This is a genomic window from Lysinibacillus sp. NPDC095746, from assembly GCF_044763535.1.
In the GTDB taxonomy this organism is placed as follows: Bacteria; Bacillota; Bacilli; order Bacillales_A; family Planococcaceae; genus Lysinibacillus.
This window is the reverse complement of record NZ_JBIWGL010000007.1, coordinates 82,012-107,816: the sequence shown is the minus strand read 5'-3', so window position 1 is coordinate 107,816 and position 25,805 is coordinate 82,012. Positions and strand designations below refer to the sequence as shown.

Sequence of the window (25,805 nt, the reverse complement as noted above, 5' to 3'; positions counted from 1 at the left end):
GCACTATGCCTTGCTGTTCTTTTCAAATAAACATTTAATGGGTAGACGGGGGATGATGCCCCCCCACTGTTGAAGATTATTTAGAAGTAGAAACTTCCTCTTTTTTCTTCACAACAAACTCTTCATTCACGTAATCAATAATAACTTGATTACCCTTCTCTACATTGCCTTTCAGCAGTTCTTCCGATAAACGGTCTTCTACTTGTTTTTGCAACGAACGACGTAGTGGGCGAGCACCGTATTGAGGATCGTAGCCTTCCTCTGCAATTTTCTCGAGTGCCGAATCCGTTAACTCTAACGAAATGTCTTGCTCCTTCAGACGTTTTGTTAAAGCATTCGCCATCATTGCGACGATTTCTTTTAAATGTTCTTTTTCTAGTGAGTGGAAGACAATCATTTCGTCGATACGGTTTAAGAACTCTGGACGGAATGCTTTTTTCAATTCCTCGAGCATTGTGCCCTTCATATCTTTATACTTCGTATCAGTACCACCTACATTAAAGCCAAGGTTTTTCTGATATTTTAAAGCATCTGCACCGACGTTTGAAGTCATAATAACAACGGTATTGCGGAAATCGACCACTCGACCTTTAGAATCTGTTAAACGGCCATCTTCAAGTACTTGAAGTAAGATATTGAAAACATCTGGATGTGCCTTCTCAATTTCATCTAGTAATACTACTGAATACGGTTTACGACGAACCTTTTCTGTTAGTTGACCGCCATCATCAAAACCTACATAGCCTGGAGGTGAACCAACTAAACGTGAAGTCGAATGTTTTTCCATGTACTCAGACATATCCACGCGAATCATTGCGTCCTCATCGCCAAACATAACCTCAGCTAGTGCTCTGGCAAGCTCTGTTTTACCAACCCCTGTAGGGCCTAAGAAAATAAATGAGCCAATTGGTCGTTTCGGATCTTTCAAACCAGCTCTTGCGCGACGTATTGCGCGAGAAATTGCCTCTACCGCTTCTCCTTGACCTACAACCCGTTTGTGCAACTCTTCTTCAAGTTGTAATAACTTAGACGATTCTTCTGACGCAATTTTCGAAACTGGAATTCCAGTCCACATAGATACTACCGCTGCTACATCATCCACTGTCACTTTTGACTCGGCTTTACCCTGTTCTTCCTTCCAGTTTTTTCTTGTAGTTTCGATTTCATCTTTTAGCTTTTGCTCTGTATCTCTTAATGATGCTGCCTTTTCAAATTCTTGACCTGAGACAGCTGCATTCTTTTCAGAGCGCACATTTTCAAGCTTATCTTCAAGTGCCTTTAAGTTTGGTGGCACTGCGAATGAACGTAAGCGGACTTTAGAACCGGCTTCATCGATTAAGTCAATCGCCTTATCTGGTAAGAAACGATCAGAAATATATCGATCACTCATTTTCGCTGCCGCTTCAATTGCTTCATCAGTGATTTTCACACGGTGATGCGCTTCATAACGATCGCGTAAGCCTTGAATAATTTGAATCGCTTCTTCTACAGTTGGTTCATCAACTTGAATTGGTTGGAAACGACGCTCTAATGCCGCATCCTTCTCAATATATTTGCGATACTCATCTAGTGTCGTTGCACCAATACATTGAAGCTCGCCACGTGCTAAAGATGGTTTTAAAATATTTGACGCATCTATGGCACCCTCTGCACCACCCGCACCGATCAATGTGTGCAATTCATCGATGAATAAAATAACATTTCCTGCTTGGCGAATTTCATCCATTACCTTTTTCAAACGGTCCTCAAATTCACCACGATATTTTGTTCCAGCAACAACTGTCCCCATATCAAGTGTCATAACACGTTTATCACGAAGAATTTCTGGGACTTCATTATTAATAATTTGCTGTGCCAAGCCTTCAGCAATAGCTGTTTTACCAACACCTGGCTCCCCGATTAATACAGGGTTATTTTTTGTACGACGTGACAGAACCTCAATAACACGTGTAATTTCCTTGCTTCGACCAATGACTGGATCTAAAGTGCCTTCACGAGCAATTTGCGTTAAATCACGCGCAAGGCTATCTAATGTTGGTGTATTGGCAGCCTGTGCAGCTTGTTGACCAGATTGAGCATTATCGTTATTACCTAATAACAATAGCACTTGCTGACGAGCCTTATTCAATCCGACACCAGCATTATTTAATACACGGGCCGCTATACCTTCACCCTCACGAATAAGCGCTAATAGTAAATGCTCTGTGCCGATATAGGAATGACCTAATTTACGTGATTCATCGACTGATAGTTCTATTACCTTTTTAGCACGAGGTGTGTAGTGGACAATTGGACCAACATCTTCTTTACCTTTCCCTACAAGCTCTTCAATACCTGATTCAATCATTTGGGGACTAATATCAATGGCTTCTAACGCTTTTGCAGCAATACCGCCACCTTCACGGATAAGCCCTAATAGAATATGCTCTGTTCCAATTGATTCGTGTTTCCAACGAATTGCCTCTTCTTGTGCAAGCTGTAATACTTTTTGCGCGCGTTGTGTAAAACGATTAAACATCAAATGAATCCTCTCCTTTTCTCCGAATAATAGGCTTACTCATATTTTCTCGAGATAGTGCCTCACGAAGCATTTCCGCTCGTACGCGATCTCGCTCAGTAGGTGGCAAAACGTCACCTGCGTAATTCTGTAAAAATCCAGGTTGCATACTAACAACACATTCGTTTAATTTAGTCGCTTTAATACCTTCAATTAACCTTAAATCTACTCCTAAACGAACATTGGAAAGACAGGTAGCAGCTTCCTCACTCGTTAAAATTCGAGCATGTGTTAATGTCCCTAAAGCACGGTATACACGATCTTCTAAGGCAAGCTCTGCTTTTTCCATTAACTTACCTCTTGCATGTCGTTCTTTTTGAATTATTTTTTCAGCGACACTTTGGATATCGGCTAAAATATCATCCTCTGTTTTCCCTAGTGTAATCTGATTTGACACTTGGTAAACATTCCCTATATTTTCACTACCCTCCCCATATATTCCTCTTACCGTCATTCCTAATCGTGTCATCGCATTAATGATTTGATTCATCTGACCCGTAAGTGTAAGGGCAGGCAGGTGCATCATGACAGATGCTCGTAAACCAGTACCAATATTTGTTGGACAACTTGTTAAATAACCAAATGTATCTCGAAATGCGTAAGGCAAAGCTTTCTCTAAGGTACGATCAATTTTATTGGCTTGCTCGTATGCCTTTTGAAGTTGAAAACTCGCCGTCATACATTGAATGCGTAAATGGTCTTCTTCGTTCACCATAATGCTAGTTGATTCGTCATCAGATAAGAGCATGGAGCCAACTCGCTCTTTTTTTGCAAGCTGAGGACTAATCAAGTGCTTTTCCACAAGTATTTGACGCTGTAAAGACGTTAAGTCTTTAATAGCAAAATATGAATAATTTTCTCGAAGTTCTGTACTATCCTTGATTGCATGTGTAACTGCGTGTTCCACCTGTAATGCTTCATCCTCTGTAAAGGCTAATGGAAAACGATAACCATCTAAATTTCGAGCAAGGCGAATGCGTGTACTAATGACAATATCTGAATAATCGTCCTCTACACTCATCCATATCGGTGTAGCACGCTCTAAAAATGACTCAATCATCACGACACATCACCACCTTTAAATTGTAGCTGCTTCTCAAGTTCCTTCGCTTCATCACGAAGCTTTGCGGCCTCTTCAAATTGTTCTTCATCTACAGCAATCTTCATACGTTTACGAATATCTTCAATTTGCTTTTTGATGACATAGACATTGTTTTGGGCACCGGGCATTTTTCCTATATGTTGAGGACCAGCCTGTATACGGTTAAAGAGCTTCGGTAAGTGTTCACCAAAGGTATCATAGCAGCTAGGGCATCCAAACTTACCTTCTTTTAAAAATTGTTTATACGTAAATCCACATTGTGGGCATGTTTGCGGTTGTGGTGGTGCCTGCTGTTTTTCACCCACTTGTTGTTGCTGCCATGTAGGGGAGCCAAACCAATTGGATAATAACTGCTGAATAGATATTGGCTCTTGCTTAAATTCAGCATGAAATGGATGGAACTGCGAGGCACAGACGTCACAATAATGATGCTCTACTTTTTGACCATTTTGAATTTGTGTTACGGTAACTGTCGCATTACGCTGCTTACAATGTTCGCATATCATTCCCATCACCTCTTTATTTGTGCTGTTCATATTTAATCGTTGTTAGCATCGCTCGTAAAATTCTTGCTCGAATAATATCCCGTAACGGGAGTTGCAAATCGAGAGTTGAGCGATCAACTGCTGCTAACATTAATTTCGCTTCTCGCTTTGAAATTACCTGCTCATCAATTAGTCGATACACTAAATCTTCTGTCATTGTTTGCGATGCCCCACCTTCTATTTGCGCGAGGACATCATCAATCAGATCAATTTGTGAATTCGCGCGGACACGTAAAATTCGAATGTATCCACCACCACCACGTTTGCTTTCAACAAGATAACCTCGCTCGACAGTAAATCTAGTATTGATTACATAATTTATTTGTGAGGGCACGCATTGAAATTTATCTGCGATTTCACTACGTTTTATTTCAATATGCCCTTCTCCACCTAATTCAAGCACTTGCTTTAAGTAGCCTTCTATGATGTCTGATATATTACGCATTTTAGGAATACACCTCGCTTACTTCACTGACTTTGACTATCTTTGACTTTCTTTGAGTATATTATACAAAACGCTTGAAAATAATTGCAATTATTTCGCACTTAGAAAAAATTAATTATGCCTATGCCAGGAATAATTGCGTCCGGAATCGGCTTTGTGGTTAGGCGAGCAGGATGTTTTTTGCCCGGAAGCGTAGCGTCAGCAGCTTGATGCAGGTCAGTTAACCGTTATCGTATGGAAGCGATGATTTTTAACTTATTTCTGCAGATGTTTGGACAACCGCTGAAATAAGTTTCTTAGTTATAAGATGCCCTTTTCAGCTATAGAAAAAACGCAAGCATATGCAACTAGCATATACTTGCGTCTATAAAAATTATACCCATCGACCAACTATTGGATAACGCCAATGCTCATCAGATAGAGCCTTCACAATACCGATAATTGGTGCAACAAAATACATGATACCAAAAACAATTAAGAACGGTATACCAATGATTAGGAAGCTTAAAATCCCCGAAATTGTCATTAATACCCCCATTACAACTTGGAACAATAAGGCTTGCACGGAAATACTTTTTACCTCTTCATCTGAGCTAATTAAGAAAAATATAATCGGTACTAACCATGGCGCAAAAAACGCACTTGCGTGTATGATTACCTTAGACCATTTAGTTTCCATTTATATCAATCCTTCCATTTAATTTTTTATTTTATGTACTACTATTTACGGATCTATTTCTTAAATAGTTTCAAATATAAATTGGATTTTAAAATTTTTTTGAAAGGCATGTGATAACCGATGGAATTTAATAACAAACTTGCAAACGAATACGAAAAAGGTATTCGTCGCACGCTCCCTAGCTATGATGCAATGCTACGTTTGACACAAACCTTTTACCAATCTGCGTTACATGAAACAGCTGAATTTTTAGTCGTTGGCTCCGGAAGCGGCAATGAGATTTTACAGCTTGCTGAGAAAAGTCCTCATTGGTCATTTGTTGGTATAGATCCGTCAGAAGCGATGCTACAAATCGCTGGTGAACGTTTAAAATCTCTACCTAATAATATTTCTTTATATCAAGGAACTATACTGGATACTCAGTTACCTGCAGTGAAGTTTGATGCAGCAAGCTGTGTATTAGTGCTTCACTTTATACAAGATGATCAAGAGAAGCTTGCAACATTACAAGAAATAGCGAATAATTTAAAGCCTGGTGCTCCCTTTGTCCTCGTCTCAAAATATGGGCAGCAAGGTTCCTTAGAAACTGAGCTACAATTTGATTTATGGCGTGCTTATTGGCTACAGCATACAAAGCTAACACCATCGGAAGTAGCGGAAATGGAGAAATCCATACGTTCTCTTTCATTTATGCGTGAAGAGGACATTTTAGCACTATTACAGCAGGCAGGTTTTACAAAACCATCTAGATTCTTTGCGACTACTTTATTTGGTGGTTGGATATGTTATAAAGAAAGTTTATTGTGAAGATTTATACACCTGTTAAGCTATAATTAACAGAATTGAGGTGAATGCTGTGATACGTACAATAGGCATTACAAAAGACCAAAAGCTTATAAAGGATTTTCCGCTAGAAGATATACACAAAAACGAATTTGAATGGTACTGGGTCGATTTTAATTGTCCGACCGATGAGGAAGAACTACTGTTAGATACATTTTTCCATTTTCACCCACTTGCTATAGAAGATTGTTTAATGCGTTTACAGCGGCCAAAGCTCGATTTTTATGATGATTTCCATTTCTTTGTTATCCAAAGAGTTAACGAAGAATTAACAGCAGAAGAAGTAAACATTTTTGTTTCTAATAAATTTATTGTTACATTTCATAAAAATTCAGCACCGGAGATAGATCGAGTACAAATGATGCTAGAAAAACAGCCAAAGAATTGGGAACGAGGCACAATCTATTTAACATACCAGGTAATCGATAAAATCGTTGATAACTATTTCCCACTTGTCTATAAGATTGAGGATCATTTAAATGCACTAGAAGATGAGCTTACCTATCAAAGTAACCTTAACGCTATGAAAATTGTGTTTGAATTCCGTAGTGATTTGCTTGATCTACGTCGCACCATATTACCAATGCGTGATCTATTATATCGTATCCTTAACTCTTACCGATTTTCACTAAATAAATCAGAACGAGCTTATTTCGGAGATATTTACGATCATCTGCTTAAACTCACCGAAATGATTGAATCCAACCGTGAACTCACTGCGGATATGCGTGATAGCTATATGGCGATGAGCTCTAGTCGCATGAATGGCATCATGATGACCTTAACAATTGTTTCAACAATCTTTATTCCGCTAACATTTATTGCCGGTGTTTATGGCATGAATTTCGAATATATGCCAGAGCTACATGGGAAATTTAGCTACTTTATTGTACTCGGAATTATGATTTTTATCGCTTTATTTATGCTGGCAGTCTTTAAGCTTAAAGGCTGGTTCAAATTATTTAAACCTTAATTCCTTCGGGACCATCGTCATCGATGACGAGAAGAGCCCGCGCAAAGCGTTTACTCGCACAACATACTAAAGGCACCTGAGATTCTCTAAGGTGCCTTTCTACTGTCAGTAAGGACCACGATCATCAATTTTATGTTCGCCTTGCTGTGGAAATAAAAAGTAAGCGAGTACCCCAGATACTATTGTTGCACAGATAGTAATTAATAGTTGATCTAAGTCTGGTACTTCAGCATAGTAGTTTCTTAACATGTAAACCGAGCCAATCGCTACAATTACCATAACCGGAATAACAAATTTGAAACGCTTCTTTTCCATGTAATACCTCCTCAAAACTATTGTTACGTTCAATCTAAACAGTTCGTATTTTACAGGTTTCCTATTTTAAATTCAATTTACCTATTACCTTTTTAATAGTCTATTTCATGACTTTTAATCGACAGTCGTCTATAATGCCTATAAAAAATAAAGAAATACACTAAAATTTTAACCAAATTTACGACAAAAAATAGTAGAATAGACTAAATACCATATATTCCGAAAAATTAACAAACTAAGCAATTCAATTTTTATATACTACTATGCATTTATAAAGAATGGAGCAAACAGACAATGAGTTGGTTTACAAAAAAGAACGATTCTAGCTACTCAATTACATTAGCACCTGAAAATTATAAAAACAATGTACAATTGGATGTATCAAACTATCCAAAACTTCAAAAACAGTTGCAACTTTTAGATTTAACAATTGAGGATTTAGCCATCATTAAACAACTACAGCCTTTAGCTAAAGATTTAGTTCCTGAAATGGTGGATAAATTTTATGCAGCTATTAGTTTAAGCCAAGATTTGTTAGATATTATAAACAGAACGTCACAAATCGAACGTTTAAAAGTTACTTTACATAAGCACTTGAGTGATATTTTCGAAAGTCATATTAACAACGCTTATATTGATGAACGGAAGGCAATCGCTGAAACCCATGTTCGAATTGGTCTACAATCAAAGTGGTATATCGCCTCATTCCAGTCATTAACAACGACATTTACACGCTTTACAAATGAGTTGGATTTATCGAAACATGATGCCATTCGTGCTATCAATGCCTTCTGCAAAATCATTAACTTCGAGCAGCAGCTTGTAATCGAAGCCTATGAAAAAGAAGAGGAACGCATTCGAGCAGCAGCTGATGATACAAAACACGCACTTGTTACTACCATTCAAAAAACGGCAGAGGAGCTCAATGGGATTAGTGAAGAAACAGCAGCCTCTTTATTAGTCATTTCTTCTCAAACGGACGATATCGCAGTAGCGACTAAACAAGGCTTATCCTTCGTTGCTGATACACAGGAAAAATCCAGACGCGGACAGCAGCAGCTACAAGATCAAAATGATTTAATACAAGTTATTTTGCAAAGTGTAAACAGTCTTGAAGTTACGATGAACCAATTACGCACATCTTCTCAAAAAATATCAGAGATTGTAGGGTTAGTTACGGGAATTGCCGATCAAACCAACTTATTAGCATTGAATGCTTCTATCGAGGCAGCCCGTGCGGGTGAGCATGGTAAAGGTTTTGCTGTTGTAGCAGAGGAAGTTCGTAAGCTTGCAGAAGAGACAAAAAATGCTGTACAAAATGTTTCTCATCTCATTAGAGAAACAGAAAGTAATATTACAACAATGTCTAATTCAGTTATTAACGTGGATCAAAAGATTCAACATAGCGTAGATACACAAAACAGTTTATCTAAATCATTTAATGATATCGCCGATGCTGTTGCTGGAATTCAACAGCAGTATGTAAATACATCCAGAGATATTTCAACAATTTCTAACTTGATTACTGAACTGTCACAAGGAGCTACACTCGTTTCTTCTTCTTCCGATTCACTGATTAATGTGGTAAATGAGTTAAAAATGTAAGCACAAAAAGGGAAACTGACAGTATACGTCAATTTCCCTTTTCACTTTTAATGCGGTAATTCCCGTTTTTGCTTACGATGTTCTCGTCTTGCAGGGCCTGTTTCAAACAGACGTTTTTCTGCATCTGTTTCAGGATAAATTGCAGGAACTGGCTTAGGTTTACCATCATCATCTACTGCAACCATTGTTACAAAGGATTCCGTCGTTAATTTTTCCTCACGAGTTTCAATGTTTCGTGAAATAACCCGAACGTAAACTTCCATTGAAGAACGTCCAGTTGACGAAACAATACTTTCAATTTCTAAAATATCCCCTACATGTGCTGCCGATAAAAAATCAACTGAATCAATAGAGGCTGTAACTACATGCCCTTTCGCATGCTTCATTGCCGTAATTGCAGCAATTTCATCAATATAAGCTAACACTCTTCCACCAAAAATGGAGTTGTGATTATTTGTATCTGGCGGTAATACGAGACGCGTTTGAACAGTACGTGACTGACCCATCGGTATTGCGTTGTTTGTCATAGTTCTTGCAACTTCCCTTCATGAAATGTTTCTTTCGTCATCGTATCGTAGAAAAAGAGTTGATGCAAATTAGAACGATTTTTTCATCGTTATAAATTTCATATCTGTCATTTCCTCAATTGCCCACTTAATACCTTCGCGCCCGTAGCCACTCATTTTAACGCCACCGTATGGCATATTATCGACCCTAAATGTCGGAATATCATTAATAATAACAGCACCTGCTTGTATTTCATCTGCTGCACGTAATGCATCAGGTAGCACATTCGTATAAATGCCAGCATTTAAACCAAGTTCCGACTCATTCACTAGTCGAATAGCGTCGTCTAATGTTTCATATGAAACAATTGAGACGATTGGCGCGAATGTTTCCTGACAAACAACTTTCATATCCGACGTCACATTCGTCATAACAGTTGGCGTTAAAGTACGTTCCGTAAATGTTCCGCCTGTTGCAACTATCGCACCTTGTGACTTTGCTTCGTCAATCCATTGACAAATACGTTCAACTTCTTTTGGATTAATCATTGCACTAACATCCGTATTTGTATCTAGTGGATCACCTACCACTAATTTTTCTGTCTCCGCTACAAACGCCTTTGTAAATTCATCAATAATAGATGCGTGTACATAAATACGTTGTAAAGAGATACAAACTTGTCCAGCAAAATTAAAAGCACCACCGACACAACGTGAAATAATTTTATCAATTGGTGTCGATGGCTCGACAATTACTGCAGCATTGGAACCAAGCTCTAAAGTGACTTTACGCAAGCCTACTTTTTCTTTAATGCCCAAACCAACCTTACCACTACCCGTGAATGTCACCTTTTTCACAAGTGGGTGGGTCACTAGTGTATCACTTAGCTCCCCTCCGCTACCTGTCATAATTTGAAGCGCACCATTAGGTAGACCCGCTTGCTGGAAAATTTCCGCCATCACGATAGAGCTTAATGGCGTTTGCGTCGCTGGCTTTAAGACTACCGTATTTCCCACTGCAAAAGCAGGACCTAATTTATGTGCCACTAAATTGAATGGAAAATTAAATGGTGTTATGGCTGAAATTACACCTAGAGGTTCTCGTTTTGTCCAGCCGATACGATCTCCTGCCCCTGGTGCAGCATCCATCGGTACCGTTTCACCGTTTGCTTGCTTAGCACCCTCCGCAGCAAATTGATAAGTTGCTATTGTACGTTCTATTTCAGTTAAACCTGCCGATATTGGCTTACCTGCCTCTAGGGCTAAAATTTCAGCTAATTCCTCTTTGCGCTGGCGCATTATGTTAACCACTTTATATAATATTTCGGCACGTTCGTAGGCTGTTGTCTTTTTAAACGTTTGGAATGCCTTATGTGCACCTTCTATTGCTTGCTCAACGTCAAAAATTGATGCCTTAGCTACCTTTGCAATAACCTCACCACTATAGGGCGAACTTAGCTCATATGTTTCCTTTGCGTTCTGCCATTGGCCATTCATCCAAAGCTTTGTTTCCTTCATCCTTCAAATGCACCTCCAAAAAATCAAGTTCTTCTTTATTTTATCACGAAGAACTTGAAGCTACAGCTGCTGCACTCATTGCCGCGAACATCGCTGCTTGCTGTGCTTGAATTAATAATTCAATAGATGACATGATCGTCATTGATAAGGATTGTTGCACCTGCGCCATATCATAAATTGCAATTTGTATGGCCATAAATAACACAAATTCACGATGCCATTTTAAAAGTTTCATATCTTTTAACTCATTATATACATCAACAATCTGTTGAAGCTGTACTTGATTCACTTCAAGGATTGCTAAAAAACCAAGTAAAGGATAGTGCATTGTCTTGACCTTTACATCCTGATTCTTTAGTGTGTCACGGATTGTCACAACATTTGGCACTAGATTATTATCATATTGAGCTGATAAGAAAGTCAGTAATTGCGATAGCCATTGAAGCTCATTACCCGCATTAAAATTATACGTACGTAATTCTTTATAATAACGATTCATTGTTTCCGCACGTAGCTCCGCATCATCAGAGGTGCTACTTAACAATACTGCATAAGGAATATCATCGTATGACGTTAAAAACTTATGATGTTTACGGATTGCATCAAATAATGCACGTGCCGCCTGTGCATGTGCACGCTTCTCACTTTCCTCTTCAGTTAAAAACTGTGCACCAATAAAACTAAAGTTCCCACTTCTAAATTTCGCTTCCTTCATTATATTCACGTTGTTTAGTAAATTTTTCACTGCTTGTTCTGGATCTTCTTGCTCCAATAAATTTGCAGCAATACTATAACCTACCGTTGTTCTTAACGGAGATGTCCATGAAGTTTGCTTTTTCATTTCTTGTAATACTTCTTTATATTTAACAGAATCAAAAGGTTTTCCAGATGCCACATATTTGCTAGCTATGGCTAACACAATTTTACGATCCACTGTCCGGCCAACAGCCTTCGAGACATCCTCCACCATATTTGTAAACTGATTTTCAATCATAACGAAATCCATGCTTAACACGCTCCTTTTCCATATTTACGTAATTAAACAAAAAAGGATTCATTCATTTTGGCTCATCATCATAACGTTGGATTGGTTTCATTCCAGCTAGCGTAGTGCAACGAAGCGACAGTAGCACATGATTTTTTATGAAAGCCTCCATCATGCAGCAATATAGCCTCACATAAACTTTCCAAATAAATCAACATAAAAAAACAGCGGCAATACTGTTTGCCGCTGTCACTAAAGTCTTTAAATTAAACCTAATTCCTTTAACTCCTCTGTTGAAAAGGCTCTTGATCTTGTTAAGAATCGTTTCCCTTCAACGCCTTCAAGTGAAAACATACCACCTCTACCATCGACAACGTCTAAGATTATTTGTGTATGCTTCCAGTAGTCGTATTGATTTTTATGCATATAGAAGGGAGCACCACCAATCTCTCCTAGGCAAACATCTTGATCACCTAATAGTAGGTCGCCCTCTGGATAACACATTGGCGAAGAGCCGTCGCAGCATCCACCTGATTGATGAAATATAACAGGACCATGCTTTTCTTTCAATAATTCTTTTAGTGCTAGCGCTTCTTCTGTTGCTTTAACTCGCTCGACCACGCTCATGCACCTCCCTATTGATTAGAAGAAACCAAGTTTGTTTTCACTGTAGCTAACTAATAGGTTTTTCGTTTGTTGATAGTGAGCTAACATCATCTTATGGTTTTCACGACCAACCCCTGACATTTTATAGCCACCGAATGCTGCGTGTGCAGGATAAGCGTGGTAGCAGTTTGTCCAAACACGCCCTGCTTGAATACCACGACCAAAGCGATAGGCTGTATTCATATCACGTGTCCATACACCTGCACCCAAACCGTATAATGTGTCATTCGCGATTTCTAACGCTTCTTCTTTTGTTTTAAATGTTGTTACAGCAACAACCGGCCCGAAAATTTCTTCTTGGAAAATACGCATTTTATTATGTCCTTTGAAGACAGTTGGCTTAATGTAGTAACCATTTTCAAAGCCTGACCCTACATTATTTTTCTCTCCGCCAATTAGACATTCTGCACCTTCTTGCTTACCAATATCTAAGTAAGAAAGGATTTTTTCCATTTGCTCACTCGAAGCTTGCGCACCCATCATCGTATTCGGATCAAGTGGATTTCCAACTTTAATCGCTTCAACACGCTGTAGGACGCGCTCCATAAATTTATCGTAAATAGATTCTTGAATTAATGCACGAGAAGGACATGTACATACTTCACCTTGGTTTAATGCGAATAATACAAAGCCCTCTACTGCTTTATCTAAAAAGGCATCATCTTCGTCCATAATATCCTCAAAGAAGATGTTTGGCGATTTGCCGCCCAATTCTAATGTAACTGGAATAAGATTTTGTGAAGCATATTGCATAATTAAGCGACCTGTCGTTGTCTCACCCGTAAAGGCAATTTTACCGATGCGTGGGTTTGATGCGAGCGGCTTCCCTGCCTCTAAGCCAAAGCCATTGACAACATTTAGTACACCTGATGGCAATAAATCTTCTATTAATTCAACGAGCACCATAATCGAAGTTGGTGTTTGCTCTGCAGGTTTTAACACCACACAGTTTCCAGCTGCAAGTGCTGGTGCTAACTTCCAAACAGCCATTAATAACGGGAAGTTCCATGGGATAATTTGACCTACCACCCCAATTGGCTCATGGAAATGATAAGCGACAGTATCGTTATCGATTTGGCTTACTGAGCCTTCCTGTGCACGTAAAGCTCCCGCAAAATAACGGAAATGATCAATTGCAAGAGGGATATCTGCATTTAATGTTTCACGTACCGCTTTTCCGTTATCCCATGTTTCGGCAACGGCTAGCTTTTCTAAGTTTTGTTCTATGCGGTCCGCAATTTTAAGTAAAATGTTTGCACGCTCTGTTGCGGATGTTTTTCCCCATGCATCTTTTGCGGCATGTGCTGCATCAAGTGCAAGTTCAATATCCTCAGCAGTAGAACGAGCTACTTGTGTAAAAACTTGTCCAGTAACAGGTGTCACATTGTCAAAGTATTGTCCTTTCACTGGAGGTGTCCATTCCCCACCAATGTAATTTTCATATTTCTCTTTAAATTGAACTACCGACCCTTCAGTGTTTGGAAATGCATAAACCATTTTACTTCTCCCCTTTACACAAAATGATGAGAAAATAATCTACAAATATCGTCATTTTTTATCGAAATAACAATAATTTCATAGATACCCTCTTACACAATATATTGTCAGAAACGAAAAATAATTTCAACTTTTTTAAAATTTTTTAGATTCCTATTAAAATTCGTTTGTGATTAAGGAAGCAGATTGGTATGAAAGCACAAGGAATGAGGTAGTAGAACGACGAGGAGACCCACGAAAGTTGTTTTTCTGAAGTGAGTTATATTTCCTAGAAAAGCTTCTAGAATTCACGGTGTGACCAACTATAATGTATACTTAAAAATAATATAAATGTATAGGAGAACAGTATGCGCATTAATAAATATTTGAGTGAAACAGGCATCGTATCTCGTCGCGGTGCGGATAAATGGGTAGAAGAAGGTAAAGTAACAATTAATGGTGAACTTGCTACAATCGGTAGTCAAGTAGAAGCTGGTGATCTGGTTTGTGTTGATGGAAAAGAGGTAAAGAAAGAAGAACAGCTCGTATATATTGCCTTAAACAAACCAGTAGGAATTACAAGTACAACTGAACGTCATATAAAAGGAAATGTCGTTGATTTTGTCAATCATCCTCTTCGCATTTTCCATATTGGACGACTAGATAAAGAGTCAGAGGGGCTATTATTACTGACAAATGATGGTGACATCGTCAATAAAATTTTACGTGCTGAAAATCATCATGAAAAAGAATATATCGTGCAAGTCGATAAACCCATTACGGAGCAATTCATCAAAAAAATGGGAGCGGGTGTCAATATTTTAGATACTACAACCCTACCTTGTCATGTCGAAAAAATATCTGATAAAGTCTTTAAAATCATTTTAGAGCAAGGTTTAAATCGCCAAATACGTCGTATGTGTTCAGCACTTGGCTACTCCGTTAAGCGTCTACAACGCATTCGTATTATGAATATTAAGCTTGGCAATTTAAAAGTTGGACAGTGGCGCGATTTAACAGATAAAGAACGAACAGAACTATTTAGACTACTTAAATACACACCAAAATAAAGCAGTTTAAGGGGATAGAACTATGCTGTCAATTCAAAGTACTGAGCAGTTAACTGGAGCACGTGTTAGCGGGGATTTTTGGGATTTAGATGAGCTTATTAATGCTATTTACAAAATAACTGGTGATGAAAACAAGTATTATGATTATCAAGGAGCGCGCCTCCGCATTCTTCGTGTTTGTTATAATCTACGTCAAGCTGCCCAGGGGGAGCATCAGCTTGAGTTTGTTAGCAATGGTCTCAATAAAAGTGTTTTGATACAGCATGAACTAATTTTCCCCCACAAAAATGCTTATTTCGCAGCAGAAATTCTTTGGCCTGAGCTAATCTTTACTGCTATCGCTTTAAACGATTTCATTCGCCTACATCAGGAGCTAATTGATTCTTCTGATTGGAATATTGATGTTGCCGCCATTCGTAAATTCCAGGCAGCGGTTGCTAACTGTTTAGAGCAGGAGCTTAATGAGGAAGAATACTTAGTATTTTTAAGAATGCTCCATACTAAAAGTCCATTAACATTTCGGTATGCAACACAGTACATCGATGTTTTAAACTTAGAGTATATTCACCTAAGCTTGGAGGAACGTAAAACCCAATTAGCATCATTTGCTCTCCGATTAATGTTAGAAGACGATGAATATGAACTGCTAAAATCACAACTCATGGAAGCCGCGATTACTACAAAAAAATCGTTACATGAAATTGAAATTAAAGCTAAATATCCTGAAACTATTTTGTGGTAAATAGGAAGCGCCGCCTCAACTAATTTTGAGACGGCGCTTGTAAATAAAATATGGCGATTGGGCTAAACAAGTAGCCCTCATCTAGGTAAACAATATATTATTTTGTTTTTCAACACAATGAGCCGACTCACCTAACTTTGAAACAGCTATCTTTCTTCCTTTAAATTGTTGTGTAAGCCATTTTTCTAATAACTTCCTCGTGCTGTGGATAGTCAGCTAAAAGCTCCTCTTGTGTAAATAATTCGAAGTCTTCAAAATCAAAGCCTGGTGCAACCATGCAGCCTACTAAACTAAATGCCTCTGCATCCTCTACAGATGAGCCAAATATAGTATTTTTCGGTACTGCTATTTGTGGTACTTCTCCTGACTCGACATCTAATCCAAGCTTCTTCGCCTCATATGTACCATCAGGGAAAATCATATGGACTGTTAGCGGACTGCCAGCATGATAATACCAAAGCTCGTCCGATTTTAAACGATGCAAATGCGATATATCCTGTGAACGAAGTAAGAAATAAATACTCGTATAAATTGGTCTCTGTACATCTCGTACAGCCATATCCTCAGATGCTCTAAACGAGGATATGTAATACCCTCCCTCAGGATGCTCTGCTAAATTTAATTTCTCAATAAAATATTGTGCTGAATACTTCATAAAACATCACTCCTTTCGTCCACATTACCAAATAATAAAAGATGAATGCTACTGCTTTCTGTTATTTTCAAGCATCTATCTATACTATAAAAGGCATCTCATCTTCCGAGATGCCCTCATCTTTTATAAACCACCTAAATAAGCAGCCTTTACTTGTTCACTCTCTTGAAGCTCTTTTGCTGTGCCCGATAATACTATACGTCCTGTTTCAAGTACGTACGCACGATTGGCTACGGATAAAGCCATATTGGCATTTTGCTCAACAAGTAATACGGTTGTACCTTCTTTATTAACTTGCTCAATAATATTAAAAATATTTTTTACCATGAGTGGCGCAAGCCCCATTGAAGGTTCATCCATTAATAACAATTTTGGTTTTGCCATTAATGCTCGACCCATCGCTAGCATCTGTTGCTCACCACCAGATAATGTACCTGATTGCTGTTTACGGCGCTCCAACAGACGCGGAAATAATTCATACACATGCTCTAGATCCTTTTTGATACCAGCTTTATCGTTACGGAGATATGCTCCAAGCTCTAAGTTTTCTTCAACAGACATATTTGCAAAAACACGGCGTCCCTCTGGAACATGTGAAATTCCTGATTTTACAATTGTCTGTGCAGCTTTCCCTGCGATAGAGAAGCCCTCATATTCAATGATGCCACCCTTTGGTTTTAATAAGCCTGACAATGTTTTTAATAATGTACTTTTACCAGCACCATTTGCACCAATTAACGTTACGATTTCACCCTCATTTACTTCTAAAGAGAGGCCCTTTAATGCTTGAATGTTACCGTAAAATACATCTATATTTTGTACTTTTAGCATTAGCTGATAACCTCCTCGCCAAGATAAGCTTCAATTACCTTTGGATTGTTGCGGATTTCTTCTGGTGTCCCATCAGCGATTAATTGGCCGTGATCGAGCACGTATATACGTTCACAAATTCCCATAACTAAGCTCATATCATGCTCAATTAGAAGAATTGTTAAGCCAAATTCTTTACGAATAAACGCTATTAATTCCATTAAATCATGCGTCTCCTGCGGGTTCATCCCTGCTGCTGGCTCATCTAATAAAAGTAGCTTAGGTTTCGCAGCAAGAGCACGAGCAATTTCTAGACGGCGCTGCATCCCATAAGGTAAATTTTTCGCAAGTTCATCCTTATAAACATCTAAGCCAAAGATTTTTAAAAACTCAATAGATTGATGCTCCATTTCTGTCTCACCTTTAAAATGATTCGGTAAGCGGAAAATAGAAGACCACATAGAATGCTTTGCAAGTGAATGGTTCGCTACCTTAACATTATCTAAAACAGATAGCTCTTTAAATAAACGAATATTTTGGAATGTACGACTAATACCTTTTTGAGTAACTTGATATGGTGCAAGCCCGTTTAACTTTATACTGTCAAATGTAATCGTGCCCTCAGTTGGCTTATACACCCCAGTAAGCATGTTAAAGCTCGTTGTTTTACCAGCTCCATTAGGCCCTATAAGACCTACTAGTTCTCCTTGATTTAGGTACATATTAACGCCCTGTACCGCCTTTAAACCACCGAATTGAATGCCCATGTTTTCAACATTGATAAGAAGGTTTCCAGTCATTATTTTGTACCTCCTTTTTTACCGAATTTAAATAAATCTGTAACTTCCTTTGTTCCCATCAAACCTGTTGGACGGTACAGCATTACCACTATTAAGACTAAGCTATAAATAATCATACGTGTTTCTGGGAAGTTTGCTAAATATGCTGAGACTACTGTTAAGAAAACCGCGGCTATGACAGATCCTGAAAGACTGCCTAAACCACCAAGAACTACATAGATTAAAATATCAAAAGATTTTAAGAAACTGAAAGTTGTCGGTTGAATAATGTAAAAATTATGTGCAAAGATGGCCCCTGCAAGGCCAGCAAAGAAGGAACCAATTGCAAAAGCAACAACTTTATAGTAGGTTGTGTTAATACCCATCGCATCTGCCGCAATTTCGTCCTCACGAATCGAAATACATGCGCGTCCATGACGGGAATTTGTAAAGTTCGAGATTACTAAAATTGTTAGAACAACACCTATGAATGCATAAGTCCAATTTGATAAATATTCAACCTGCATCCCTGCTGCGCCACCAACATAATCCGTATTTAAAAAGATAATACGTATAATTTCCGCAAAACCTAGCGTTGCAATTGCTAAATAGTCACCCTTTAAACGTAACGTCGGGATACCTACAATTAAACCTGCTGCTGCTGCTGCAAGTGCCCCTAAGAAAATAGCTAATGGGAACGGAAGCATTAATTTAGTTGTGATAATGGCAGAAATATATGCCCCTACCGCTAGAAAGCCGGCATGCCCAATCGAAAACTGACCGGTAATACCAATGACAATGTGTAAGCTAACCGCAAGCATAATGTTAATACACATTGTGATCAACATATTTTGATAGTAAATATCGAGAAAGTTCGTTGAAATAAGCACCTGAACAACTGCATAGATGACTAGCGCTAATACTGCATAGCCCCAGAAAACTTTAGATTTTTTCATAATCACCATTCACCTACACTTTCTCACGGGCATTTTTACCAAAGATACCCGATGGTCTGAAGATTAAAATTAAAATTAAAATAACAAATGCCGCTGCATCACGCCATAGAGAGAAACCAAGTGCACTTACGAATGATTCCACAACACCGAGCAACATACCGCCAACCATGGCACCAGGAATAATACCAATACCGCCAAGTACTGCCGCTATGAATGCTTTAACCCCTGGAATAACACCCATTAATGGATCGATTTTTGTGTAATATACCCCGAATATAACACCTGCTGCACCCGCTAAGGCTGAACCTATTGCGAATGTCGCTGAAATTGTATTATCTACATTAATGCCCATTAACCGTGCTGCATCGGCGTCATGAGAAACAGCACGCATCGCTTTCCCGATTTTTGTTTTATGTACGATGAATTGTAAAAGAATCATCAGTACAATTGAGACAGATAAAATTAATATGGATGTACTACTAATTTGAACACCAAAAATATCAAACGATTTATTTTTAATGACATCAGGATATGCCGCAGGTTGCGCACCTCTGAAGAAAATCGTTGTATATTCGATTAATAGCGATACACCGATTGCCGTAATTAAAGCAGCAATACGTGTGGCATTTCGCAAACGCTTATAAGCAATACGTTCAATTAAAACACCAAAGATTGCACAGACTGTCATTGCCAATAATAGTGCTGGAAAGAAACCAAGCTCCCATTTAGCCATTGCATAAAAGCCAATAAATGCCCCAATCATGAAGACATCTCCGTGGGCAAAGTTAATCAGCTTAATAATCCCGTATACCATCGTATACCCCAGCGCTATTAATGCGTAGATACTACCTAATGAAATACCATTCACAAGCTGCTGTATCCATTCCATGAGCGTTCACTCCTTATTATTTTTTGAAAAGTGCAAAAATAGGACTTACTTCTACATGTTATTATTGAAAATAGAGTAAATTGTGTCCTCTTAAAAATTTTTTCATCATCTATCCATTTCGCTTTGGTGTATCTGCATTCATCTCATCACCTTCAATGGTGGGAACCTTTACTGAATAAGAGAAAACAAAAAGGGAAGGCGTGTTTACCCGCCTCCCCTTGCCTAGAAAACATTAAGGATTAACTTTAGAGTTGAACACTTGTTTACCGTCTTTAAATTCAAGAACTGTTGCTGTTTTAATTGGGTTATGATTTTCGTCAACTGAGAAAGTACCTGTTACTAAAGAAAGATCTTTTGTGTCAGCTAGTGCATTTTTAATTGCTTCTCCATCCGTAGAGCCTGCACGTTTAATAGCATCAGCAATGTAGTAAATTGAGTCATAGCCAAGTGCATTAAATGCATCTGGTGCTTTATCATTGTTCGCTGCTTTAAACGCCTTTACGAAGTCTTGAATTTTTTGATCTGGGTCTTCTGCAGAGTAGTGGTTTGTGATGTACGTGTTATTTAGCGCTTTCGCACCAGCTAACTCTACTAATGTTGGTGAATCCCAACCGTCAGCCCCCATCAGTGGTACATCAATACCCATTTCACGTGCTTGTTTCACAATTAAACCGACCTCTTCATAGTATCCTGGGATAAAAATAAAGTCTGGCTTCTCTCCTTTAATATTTGTTAACTGTGTACGGAAATCAGTATCCTTCGCTACATACGCTTCTTCCTTTACAACTTTCCCGCCATTTTCTGTAATTGTTTCTTTAAATGATTTCGCAAGGCCTTTTGCATAATCAGATGCGTTGTCCGCAAAAATAGCTACATTTTTAGCTTTCAATTCATTAGAAGCGAAGTTTGCTGCTACAATCCCTTGGAATGGATCGATGAAACAAGTACGGAATGCATACTCATTAATGCTACCGTTATCATTTACTGTAATGTTTGGAGCAGTACCAGAACCAGTAACGATTGGGATTTTATTTTTATTCGCAATTTGCACAGTAGCAACTGTATTACCAGAAGTTGCTGGGGCTAACATTGCTACTACTTTATCTTGTGTTGCTAGTTTAATAGCTGCTGCAGTAGCCTCCGAGTTTTCTGATTTGTTATCTACTTTAATAAGGTCAATTTTTTTACCGTCGATCCCACCATTGTCATTAATTTCTTTAACAGCAAGCTCTGCACCTAGAGCAATTGACGAACCATAGGAAGCTACGTTACCCGAAAGTTCTAAGTTTGCACCGATTTTAATCGTATCACCGTCAGTAGAACCGCCACCGCCTGAAGATGATCCTCCCGAACTTGAACTACCTCCATTACCACAGCCCGCAAGAACGCCTGCAAGTAATGAAGATGCCACTAAAAGTGAGCCAAACTTTTTAAGCTTTTTGTTCTCTCGCATAATTTTATTCCCCCTAAGTTTTTTCAAATGTTAGATATTTCTGATAATTATAAACAATCCGCGGCATTTCCTCAATAACAAAAATAACCAAATAATAATTTATAACTATCTATTACTAAGTCGATATATTATTCAATTAAACCTTTTACATTGTAAAACATTCTTTATTTTTAGTCTAGAGTGATTTTTCTGTATAATTAGTAATTTAAGAATTATCTATTAATTCGGAGTGAACATTACTATAAAACTATTATTTTTTTTACAATAAAATCTCGTTAAAAAATTGCTAGATCTAGAATACAAAGCGCTAAAGCGTTTTCGCAAAGTATTAATACGGAATTACAGTACTTAGCGGGCGCAATCGGAGTAAGATTTTTTCATAGTCGAATCCATAAAAAAACTTAGAGCTAGGTATTTCTACAGCTCTAAGCTTTTTTCAATGCAAACACACAGAGGCGTTCGTTAATATTTGTTTCATGTTCAAGATGAACCTCATGGATTAATTCAAAAGGCGTCCCATGATGTAAAAACTGTAAATAATCATACGGTGGGTAATATAAGATAATATGAATTTCACGCATATGCTGTTCATAAGACTGCCATATATTATGAATTACTGTACGAAAAATATGAATTGAAAACGGATTGAAAAAAAAGAAAACGGTGTCGCTTGGCTGAATAGCATAGTCCTCCGCTATTGAATGAATAAAGGATATCGGTGCTTGAGCACTCTTTTTATGAAGATAGCCACTTTTATTATTTTCAGCCTCTGCATAAAAACCTGCATCCATTTCTACCCCAATTGTCGGAATATGAAATTTATCATGTACATAAATAGGAACTCTCCCTTTTCCACATCCCATATCGATAAACACTGGATTATCAGGCATTTCATACTCTGCAAATAATTGTTCTAAGCCAGCATACGGTGTTGGCTCATAGCGATGATAATGAGCTAGTTTAGGGAAGCCGTATTGTTCACCTACTGTGTTAATATGTAAATATTTATCAAATTGATGTTCATTCATACTATTACTCCTAAAAAAAGAATGATTAATTTTAGCACGATAAAAAGAAAAAACCATCCCCAAAAGTTTTGAGGGCACTTGGTGAGGCTTTGTGTTGTTAGCGATTTTTTGATGTTTATCAGCGATTATCTGGTTTTATCAGCGATTCTTTATTGTTTATCAGCGATTTATCTGGTTTTATCAGCGATTCTTTGTTGTTTATCAGCGATGTTCCCGGTTTTATCAGCGATTCTTTGTTGTTTATCAGCGATGTTCCCGGTTTTATCAGCGATTCTTTGTTGTTTATCAGCGATGTTAAAAGTTTTGGAATATCGTCCTCCCCGGTTTTAAACAAAGAGCATTGCAACTATTAATAAGGCAAGCAAACAACAATCGTATAACAGTTCCTTGCTTTAGCTGCTCATCGCCTTTGTTAGGCCATGTAGGTCCTCCATTTTCGTCAGGTCGTTGCATTGGACCGATACAATATGGTCTTTCCCCCTGCTTATCACCATTTTGAAGCTATTTTACATTGCTCTTCTATTGACAATGTCTTCCTAGGCGAATTATCATTGATTGCGAATGATAATCATTGATAATTCATTCATATGGTTAACTAAAAAATGAATAGGGGGGAAAGTATGATTATTGTTACAAATCGTATTCAAGTAAAACCCGGCTTTGCTGCAAAAATGGCACCGAACTTTACAAAACCAGGACCTCTACAGCAGTTTGAAGGCTTCCATAAAGTGGAGGTATTAATTTCAACTGATGATCCGACTTATGACGAAATGAGCGTCAATATGTACTGGGAGTCCAAGGAGCATTTCCAAGCTTGGCGTAATAGTGATGCATTCGCTGCAGCTCATCACCGTCCTGGACAAAGTGCTGAGGGAGGAAAGCCTGAAAACAGTCCACTTATCGGTAGCAAAATAGTTATAGCCGAATTAGCTTCTTCGATTGAAGCGTTACGCTAATTTTTAACTTCTTTCAGCAACTGAAAGAGTAACAACTAAAATATCTTCTGATTCTATCTAAAACATCCTGCATTTTTGAAAATGCAGGACTTTTTTGAATTATTGCATGAAAATAACTAAAACATAGCCAAGTATTGATAAGCAAACCGAACCGATAAGTCCTGCAATAAACGCTTTTACGCCTAATTGTTTAAAAGTTTTTATCTCTACATTTAAACCTAGTCCAGCCATCGCCATCCCAATTAAAATATAAGCGATATTTACAAATGTTTGCGCTACATTAGCTGGTACAATCCCTAACGAATTAATAGCACTCATCGCTAAAAAACCAAGAATAAACCATGGAATTATCGACAGCGAAAACCTTTCTTTTTCTTGCTCCTTATCAATTCTTCGATATAAAATACCGATGACAATAGCTACCGGTACAAGCAATGCGACACGTGTTAGCTTCACAATAACCGCCGTATCAACAGCTTCATTTCCACCAGCTGAGGCTGCTGCAATAACATGAGCAATTTCATGTAGCGTGCCTCCCGCAAAAATACCATATTCAGTAGGTGTTAAGTTAAATACTGAATATAACACCGTGTAGACTAATGTGAAAACAGTCCCTAGTAATGCGACTATCGCTGCGCCCACTGCCGTTTCTTTTTCATTCGCCTTAATTTGGGGAGCAATAGCGACAACAGCAGCAGCCCCACAAATAGCTGTACCACAAGCTGTTAATATGCCTAGCTTTTTATCTACATGAAATACCTTCGTTAAGCCGTATACAACCACTAAAGCAAATACTAGATTAATAAAGGCAATAAGAAAAACATTCGCGCCAGCATTGTAAATATCCGCTAAGTTTAAACGCATCCCCAAAAAAATAATACCGAGGCGTAACAATTTTTTACTTGAAAATGTTATACCTGTTTGCCAAGAATCCTGCACCTTAAAAGCTGCTCTCCAAGCCATACCTAATATAATGGCAATGACAAGCTGCCCTAATATTGAGAAGAACGGGAATGTCGAAATATACTTTGCTACTAAGGCAATTATGAGTGTCAACAATATCCCCTTCATAAACGCTGGGGTCAGGAAACTTTTTACCCTATGCTGCCTATTATCCATGTTGTTCACTTCTTTCATCCTTGATGATTTTACTTTATTAGAAAGTTAATCATCAGTAAAATACATATATATAATCATAATTATTAATATTTCTAATGATAGGAGTGATGATATGCAATTTGATGCTTTAAGAACGTTCATCACACTGGTGGAGGTCAATAATTTTACGAAAGCCTCCGAAATACTTCATATTTCGCAGCCCAGTGTCAGTTTACACATTAAAAATTTAGAGCAAGAATTTCAAACGACTTTATTTATCCGTTCGCCAAAATCTGTACAAATCACACCAACTGGAGAAATTTTATATAAACGAGCTAAGCAAATGATGGCCATTGCCGAGGCAGCAAAAGAAGATATTTTAACCTATCACCATGAAATTCAAGGTACACTTGTGATTGGCGCTAGCTTTACTATTGGGGAATATATATTGCCTCCTATCATAGCAAGCTTACAACAGCAATTCCCTCAGCTAGAGCTTCAAGTTATTATTGGCAATACGAAAGAAATCATTCACTATACGAAATTGTTACAAGTTGATATCGGTCTTATTGAAGGACAAGCACACGACCATGAACTTCTTATTAAACCGTTTATGCAAGATGAATTATTTATTGTCAGTGCGAGTAATCACCCTCTTGCAAAGAAGGCAACGATTACGGTTTCAGACTTGCAGCAACAAAATTGGGTTGCACGGGAAGAAGGCTCAGGCACACGTTATTATTTAGATCATTTATTTAGAGCAAACGGGCTTCAAGTACGTTCACTTCTTACTATTAGTAGTAATCAAGGTGTGAAAGAAAGCGTTATACAGGGGCTTGGACTTTCATTACTATCCGCTAGTGTCATCGAGCGCGAATTAAAAAATGGCGATATAAAAATCTTACCCCTCGAGGAACAGTATTTTATACGAACATTTTCTTATTTGTGCTCGCCTACAATGAAAAATAAACGCAATGTTGACATTCTTTTAGAGGCACTACTAAAAAAGGCTTAAATAGTATAACTCTTCGGAGTCAAGTCCTTAATATTGTGTAAAATTCTATACAATGTTCTTCAACTCTGACTTTAGTTTAGTCAAATTGTCCAGCTTATGTTGGAATTCGCCGCTAAAAGTGTGAGTTGCGCGCTAACCA

General features: G+C 38.1%; 26 protein-coding genes. 7 read left to right on the top strand and 19 right to left on the bottom strand.

The window, feature by feature from the left end; translation table 11 throughout:
• Nucleotides 1-76 precede the first annotated feature (76 nt).
• From ACIQ7N_RS07370 to ACIQ7N_RS07350, 5 genes are all read right to left on the bottom strand, one after another.
• Nucleotides 77-2,521, bottom strand: coding sequence for an ATP-dependent Clp protease ATP-binding subunit (locus tag ACIQ7N_RS07370; protein WP_274066673.1), 2,445 nt, complete (start codon nucleotides 2,519-2,521; stop codon nucleotides 77-79).
• Nucleotides 2,511-3,620, bottom strand: a complete 1,110-nt coding sequence (gene mcsB / locus ACIQ7N_RS07365; RefSeq protein ID WP_132362645.1) for a protein-arginine kinase McsB — start codon at nucleotides 3,618-3,620, stop codon at nucleotides 2,511-2,513. The genes ACIQ7N_RS07370 and mcsB overlap by 11 nt, the downstream gene beginning before the upstream one ends.
• Nucleotides 3,617-4,165 carry a UvrB/UvrC motif-containing protein gene (locus tag ACIQ7N_RS07360; protein WP_402931213.1) on the bottom strand — a complete coding sequence of 183 codons (549 nt, stop codon included), beginning with the start codon at nucleotides 4,163-4,165 and terminating at the stop codon, nucleotides 3,617-3,619. The genes mcsB and ACIQ7N_RS07360 overlap by 4 nt, the downstream gene beginning before the upstream one ends.
• A gap of 13 nt (nucleotides 4,166-4,178) precedes the next feature.
• Complete coding sequence (locus tag ACIQ7N_RS07355; RefSeq protein WP_402931211.1) at nucleotides 4,179-4,649, bottom strand: CtsR family transcriptional regulator; 471 nt, start codon at nucleotides 4,647-4,649, stop codon at nucleotides 4,179-4,181.
• Nucleotides 4,650-5,022: 373 nt separating this feature from the next.
• Nucleotides 5,023-5,328 (bottom strand): magnetosome magnetite crystal formation protein family, encoded by a 306-nt coding sequence (locus ACIQ7N_RS07350; RefSeq protein ID WP_402931209.1) that lies wholly within the window; start codon nucleotides 5,326-5,328, stop codon nucleotides 5,023-5,025.
• Between the two features lie 120 nt (nucleotides 5,329-5,448).
• Between ACIQ7N_RS07350 and ACIQ7N_RS07345 the strand changes: the two genes are divergently transcribed.
• Both ACIQ7N_RS07345 and corA read left to right on the top strand, forming a co-directional pair.
• Nucleotides 5,449-6,135, top strand: a complete 687-nt coding sequence (locus ACIQ7N_RS07345; RefSeq protein WP_248717501.1) for a class I SAM-dependent methyltransferase — start codon at nucleotides 5,449-5,451, stop codon at nucleotides 6,133-6,135.
• A gap of 49 nt (nucleotides 6,136-6,184) precedes the next feature.
• Nucleotides 6,185-7,144 carry a magnesium/cobalt transporter CorA gene (corA, locus tag ACIQ7N_RS07340; protein ID WP_402931207.1) on the top strand — a complete coding sequence of 320 codons (960 nt, stop codon included), beginning with the start codon at nucleotides 6,185-6,187 and terminating at the stop codon, nucleotides 7,142-7,144.
• Between the two features lie 105 nt (nucleotides 7,145-7,249).
• Here the strand turns inward: corA and ACIQ7N_RS07335 are convergent, their stop codons facing one another.
• Entirely contained in the window at nucleotides 7,250-7,459 is a 210-nt protein-coding gene (locus ACIQ7N_RS07335) for a hypothetical protein (RefSeq protein ID WP_402931205.1), read from the bottom strand.
• 294 nt (nucleotides 7,460-7,753) lie between these two features.
• Between ACIQ7N_RS07335 and ACIQ7N_RS07330 the strand changes: the two genes are divergently transcribed.
• Nucleotides 7,754-9,064, top strand: coding sequence for a globin-coupled sensor protein (locus ACIQ7N_RS07330; protein ID WP_305883973.1), 1,311 nt, complete (start codon nucleotides 7,754-7,756; stop codon nucleotides 9,062-9,064).
• A gap of 47 nt (nucleotides 9,065-9,111) precedes the next feature.
• Here the strand turns inward: ACIQ7N_RS07330 and ACIQ7N_RS07325 are convergent, their stop codons facing one another.
• The 5 genes from ACIQ7N_RS07325 to adh form a co-directional block, all read right to left on the bottom strand.
• Entirely contained in the window at nucleotides 9,112-9,591 is a 480-nt protein-coding gene (locus tag ACIQ7N_RS07325; RefSeq protein WP_053482846.1) for an acyl-CoA thioesterase, read from the bottom strand.
• A gap of 69 nt (nucleotides 9,592-9,660) precedes the next feature.
• Nucleotides 9,661-11,088, bottom strand: coding sequence for an aldehyde dehydrogenase family protein (locus ACIQ7N_RS07320; protein ID WP_402931202.1), 1,428 nt, complete (start codon nucleotides 11,086-11,088; stop codon nucleotides 9,661-9,663).
• Between the two features lie 43 nt (nucleotides 11,089-11,131).
• Entirely contained in the window at nucleotides 11,132-12,094 is a 963-nt protein-coding gene (locus ACIQ7N_RS07315; RefSeq protein WP_402931200.1) for a DUF4003 family protein, read from the bottom strand.
• Between the two features lie 240 nt (nucleotides 12,095-12,334).
• Entirely contained in the window at nucleotides 12,335-12,694 is a 360-nt protein-coding gene (locus ACIQ7N_RS07310; protein WP_402931198.1) for a DUF779 domain-containing protein, read from the bottom strand.
• Nucleotides 12,695-12,715: 21 nt separating this feature from the next.
• Nucleotides 12,716-14,236 carry an aldehyde dehydrogenase gene (gene adh, locus ACIQ7N_RS07305; RefSeq protein ID WP_402931196.1) on the bottom strand — a complete coding sequence of 507 codons (1,521 nt, stop codon included), beginning with the start codon at nucleotides 14,234-14,236 and terminating at the stop codon, nucleotides 12,716-12,718.
• Between the two features lie 347 nt (nucleotides 14,237-14,583).
• Here adh and rluF point away from each other — a divergent pair, with 347 nt between their 5' ends.
• Nucleotides 14,584-15,285: a 23S rRNA pseudouridine(2604) synthase RluF gene (gene rluF / locus ACIQ7N_RS07300; protein WP_402931194.1), complete on the top strand. Its 702-nt coding sequence runs from the start codon at nucleotides 14,584-14,586 to the stop codon at nucleotides 15,283-15,285.
• Nucleotides 15,286-15,307: 22 nt separating this feature from the next.
• Complete coding sequence (locus ACIQ7N_RS07295; RefSeq protein WP_402931192.1) at nucleotides 15,308-16,027, top strand: DUF6904 family protein; 720 nt, start codon at nucleotides 15,308-15,310, stop codon at nucleotides 16,025-16,027.
• A 160-nt stretch (nucleotides 16,028-16,187) separates the two neighbouring features.
• On the opposite strand, the gene ACIQ7N_RS07290 is transcribed toward ACIQ7N_RS07295, so the two are convergent.
• From ACIQ7N_RS07290 to ACIQ7N_RS07260, 7 genes are all read right to left on the bottom strand, one after another.
• Entirely contained in the window at nucleotides 16,188-16,682 is a 495-nt protein-coding gene (locus tag ACIQ7N_RS07290) for a cupin domain-containing protein (RefSeq protein ID WP_402931190.1), read from the bottom strand.
• 123 nt (nucleotides 16,683-16,805) lie between these two features.
• On the bottom strand, nucleotides 16,806-17,513 hold the full coding sequence (locus ACIQ7N_RS07285) for an ABC transporter ATP-binding protein (RefSeq protein WP_248717509.1): 708 nt from the start codon (nucleotides 17,511-17,513) through the stop codon (nucleotides 16,806-16,808).
• On the bottom strand, nucleotides 17,513-18,292 hold the full coding sequence (locus tag ACIQ7N_RS07280; RefSeq protein WP_402931188.1) for an ABC transporter ATP-binding protein: 780 nt from the start codon (nucleotides 18,290-18,292) through the stop codon (nucleotides 17,513-17,515). Before ACIQ7N_RS07280 ends, ACIQ7N_RS07285 begins: the two co-directional genes overlap by 1 nt.
• Entirely contained in the window at nucleotides 18,292-19,227 is a 936-nt protein-coding gene (locus ACIQ7N_RS07275) for a branched-chain amino acid ABC transporter permease (RefSeq protein WP_402931186.1), read from the bottom strand. The genes ACIQ7N_RS07280 and ACIQ7N_RS07275 overlap by 1 nt, the downstream gene beginning before the upstream one ends.
• A gap of 13 nt (nucleotides 19,228-19,240) precedes the next feature.
• Nucleotides 19,241-20,116 carry a branched-chain amino acid ABC transporter permease gene (locus ACIQ7N_RS07270; protein WP_132362611.1) on the bottom strand — a complete coding sequence of 292 codons (876 nt, stop codon included), beginning with the start codon at nucleotides 20,114-20,116 and terminating at the stop codon, nucleotides 19,241-19,243.
• Between the two features lie 232 nt (nucleotides 20,117-20,348).
• Complete coding sequence (locus ACIQ7N_RS07265) at nucleotides 20,349-21,569, bottom strand: ABC transporter substrate-binding protein (RefSeq protein ID WP_402931184.1); 1,221 nt, start codon at nucleotides 21,567-21,569, stop codon at nucleotides 20,349-20,351.
• Between the two features lie 425 nt (nucleotides 21,570-21,994).
• A complete protein-coding gene (locus ACIQ7N_RS07260; RefSeq protein ID WP_132362607.1) occupies nucleotides 21,995-22,597 on the bottom strand; it encodes a class I SAM-dependent methyltransferase in 603 nt (200 codons plus the stop codon).
• A 620-nt stretch (nucleotides 22,598-23,217) separates the two neighbouring features.
• On the opposite strand from ACIQ7N_RS07260, the gene ACIQ7N_RS07255 reads away from it, so the two are divergent.
• Nucleotides 23,218-23,553, top strand: a complete 336-nt coding sequence (locus ACIQ7N_RS07255) for a heme oxygenase (protein WP_132362605.1) — start codon at nucleotides 23,218-23,220, stop codon at nucleotides 23,551-23,553.
• A gap of 99 nt (nucleotides 23,554-23,652) precedes the next feature.
• Here the strand turns inward: ACIQ7N_RS07255 and ACIQ7N_RS07250 are convergent, their stop codons facing one another.
• Nucleotides 23,653-24,672, bottom strand: coding sequence for a YeiH family protein (locus ACIQ7N_RS07250; protein ID WP_402931254.1), 1,020 nt, complete (start codon nucleotides 24,670-24,672; stop codon nucleotides 23,653-23,655).
• A 112-nt stretch (nucleotides 24,673-24,784) separates the two neighbouring features.
• Here ACIQ7N_RS07250 and ACIQ7N_RS07245 point away from each other — a divergent pair, with 112 nt between their 5' ends.
• The gene (locus tag ACIQ7N_RS07245) at nucleotides 24,785-25,666 is read left to right on the top strand and encodes a LysR family transcriptional regulator (protein WP_248717513.1); all 882 of its coding nucleotides are present in this window, start codon (nucleotides 24,785-24,787) and stop codon (nucleotides 25,664-25,666) included.
• Nucleotides 25,667-25,805 lie beyond the last annotated feature (139 nt).

Bases quoted from the DNA above. Each gene is read 5' to 3' on its own strand.
- ACIQ7N_RS07360 (WP_402931213.1), bottom strand. From the start codon at position 4,165: ATGATATGCGAACATTGTAAGCAGCGTAATGCGACAGTTACCGTAACA.
- ACIQ7N_RS07355 (WP_402931211.1), bottom strand. From the start codon at position 4,649: ATGCGTAATATATCAGACATCATAGAAGGCTACTTAAAGCAAGTGCTT.
- ACIQ7N_RS07350 (WP_402931209.1), bottom strand. From the start codon at position 5,328: ATGGAAACTAAATGGTCTAAGGTAATCATACACGCAAGTGCGTTTTTT.
- ACIQ7N_RS07345 (WP_248717501.1), top strand. From the start codon at position 5,449: ATGGAATTTAATAACAAACTTGCAAACGAATACGAAAAAGGTATTCGT.
- ACIQ7N_RS07335 (WP_402931205.1), bottom strand. From the start codon at position 7,459: ATGGAAAAGAAGCGTTTCAAATTTGTTATTCCGGTTATGGTAATTGTA.
- ACIQ7N_RS07330 (WP_305883973.1), top strand. From the start codon at position 7,754: ATGAGTTGGTTTACAAAAAAGAACGATTCTAGCTACTCAATTACATTA.
- ACIQ7N_RS07325 (WP_053482846.1), bottom strand. From the start codon at position 9,591: ATGACAAACAACGCAATACCGATGGGTCAGTCACGTACTGTTCAAACG.
- ACIQ7N_RS07320 (WP_402931202.1), bottom strand. From the start codon at position 11,088: ATGAAGGAAACAAAGCTTTGGATGAATGGCCAATGGCAGAACGCAAAG.
- ACIQ7N_RS07315 (WP_402931200.1), bottom strand. From the start codon at position 12,094: ATGGATTTCGTTATGATTGAAAATCAGTTTACAAATATGGTGGAGGAT.
- adh (WP_402931196.1), bottom strand. From the start codon at position 14,236: ATGGTTTATGCATTTCCAAACACTGAAGGGTCGGTAGTTCAATTTAAA.
- rluF (WP_402931194.1), top strand. From the start codon at position 14,584: ATGCGCATTAATAAATATTTGAGTGAAACAGGCATCGTATCTCGTCGC.
- ACIQ7N_RS07295 (WP_402931192.1), top strand. From the start codon at position 15,308: ATGCTGTCAATTCAAAGTACTGAGCAGTTAACTGGAGCACGTGTTAGC.
- ACIQ7N_RS07290 (WP_402931190.1), bottom strand. From the start codon at position 16,682: ATGAAGTATTCAGCACAATATTTTATTGAGAAATTAAATTTAGCAGAG.
- ACIQ7N_RS07285 (WP_248717509.1), bottom strand. From the start codon at position 17,513: ATGCTAAAAGTACAAAATATAGATGTATTTTACGGTAACATTCAAGCA.
- ACIQ7N_RS07280 (WP_402931188.1), bottom strand. From the start codon at position 18,292: ATGACTGGAAACCTTCTTATCAATGTTGAAAACATGGGCATTCAATTC.
- ACIQ7N_RS07275 (WP_402931186.1), bottom strand. From the start codon at position 19,227: ATGAAAAAATCTAAAGTTTTCTGGGGCTATGCAGTATTAGCGCTAGTC.
- ACIQ7N_RS07270 (WP_132362611.1), bottom strand. From the start codon at position 20,116: ATGGAATGGATACAGCAGCTTGTGAATGGTATTTCATTAGGTAGTATC.
- ACIQ7N_RS07265 (WP_402931184.1), bottom strand. From the start codon at position 21,569: ATGCGAGAGAACAAAAAGCTTAAAAAGTTTGGCTCACTTTTAGTGGCA.
- ACIQ7N_RS07260 (WP_132362607.1), bottom strand. From the start codon at position 22,597: ATGAATGAACATCAATTTGATAAATATTTACATATTAACACAGTAGGT.
- ACIQ7N_RS07255 (WP_132362605.1), top strand. From the start codon at position 23,218: ATGATTATTGTTACAAATCGTATTCAAGTAAAACCCGGCTTTGCTGCA.
- ACIQ7N_RS07250 (WP_402931254.1), bottom strand. From the start codon at position 24,672: ATGGATAATAGGCAGCATAGGGTAAAAAGTTTCCTGACCCCAGCGTTT.
- ACIQ7N_RS07245 (WP_248717513.1), top strand. From the start codon at position 24,785: ATGCAATTTGATGCTTTAAGAACGTTCATCACACTGGTGGAGGTCAAT.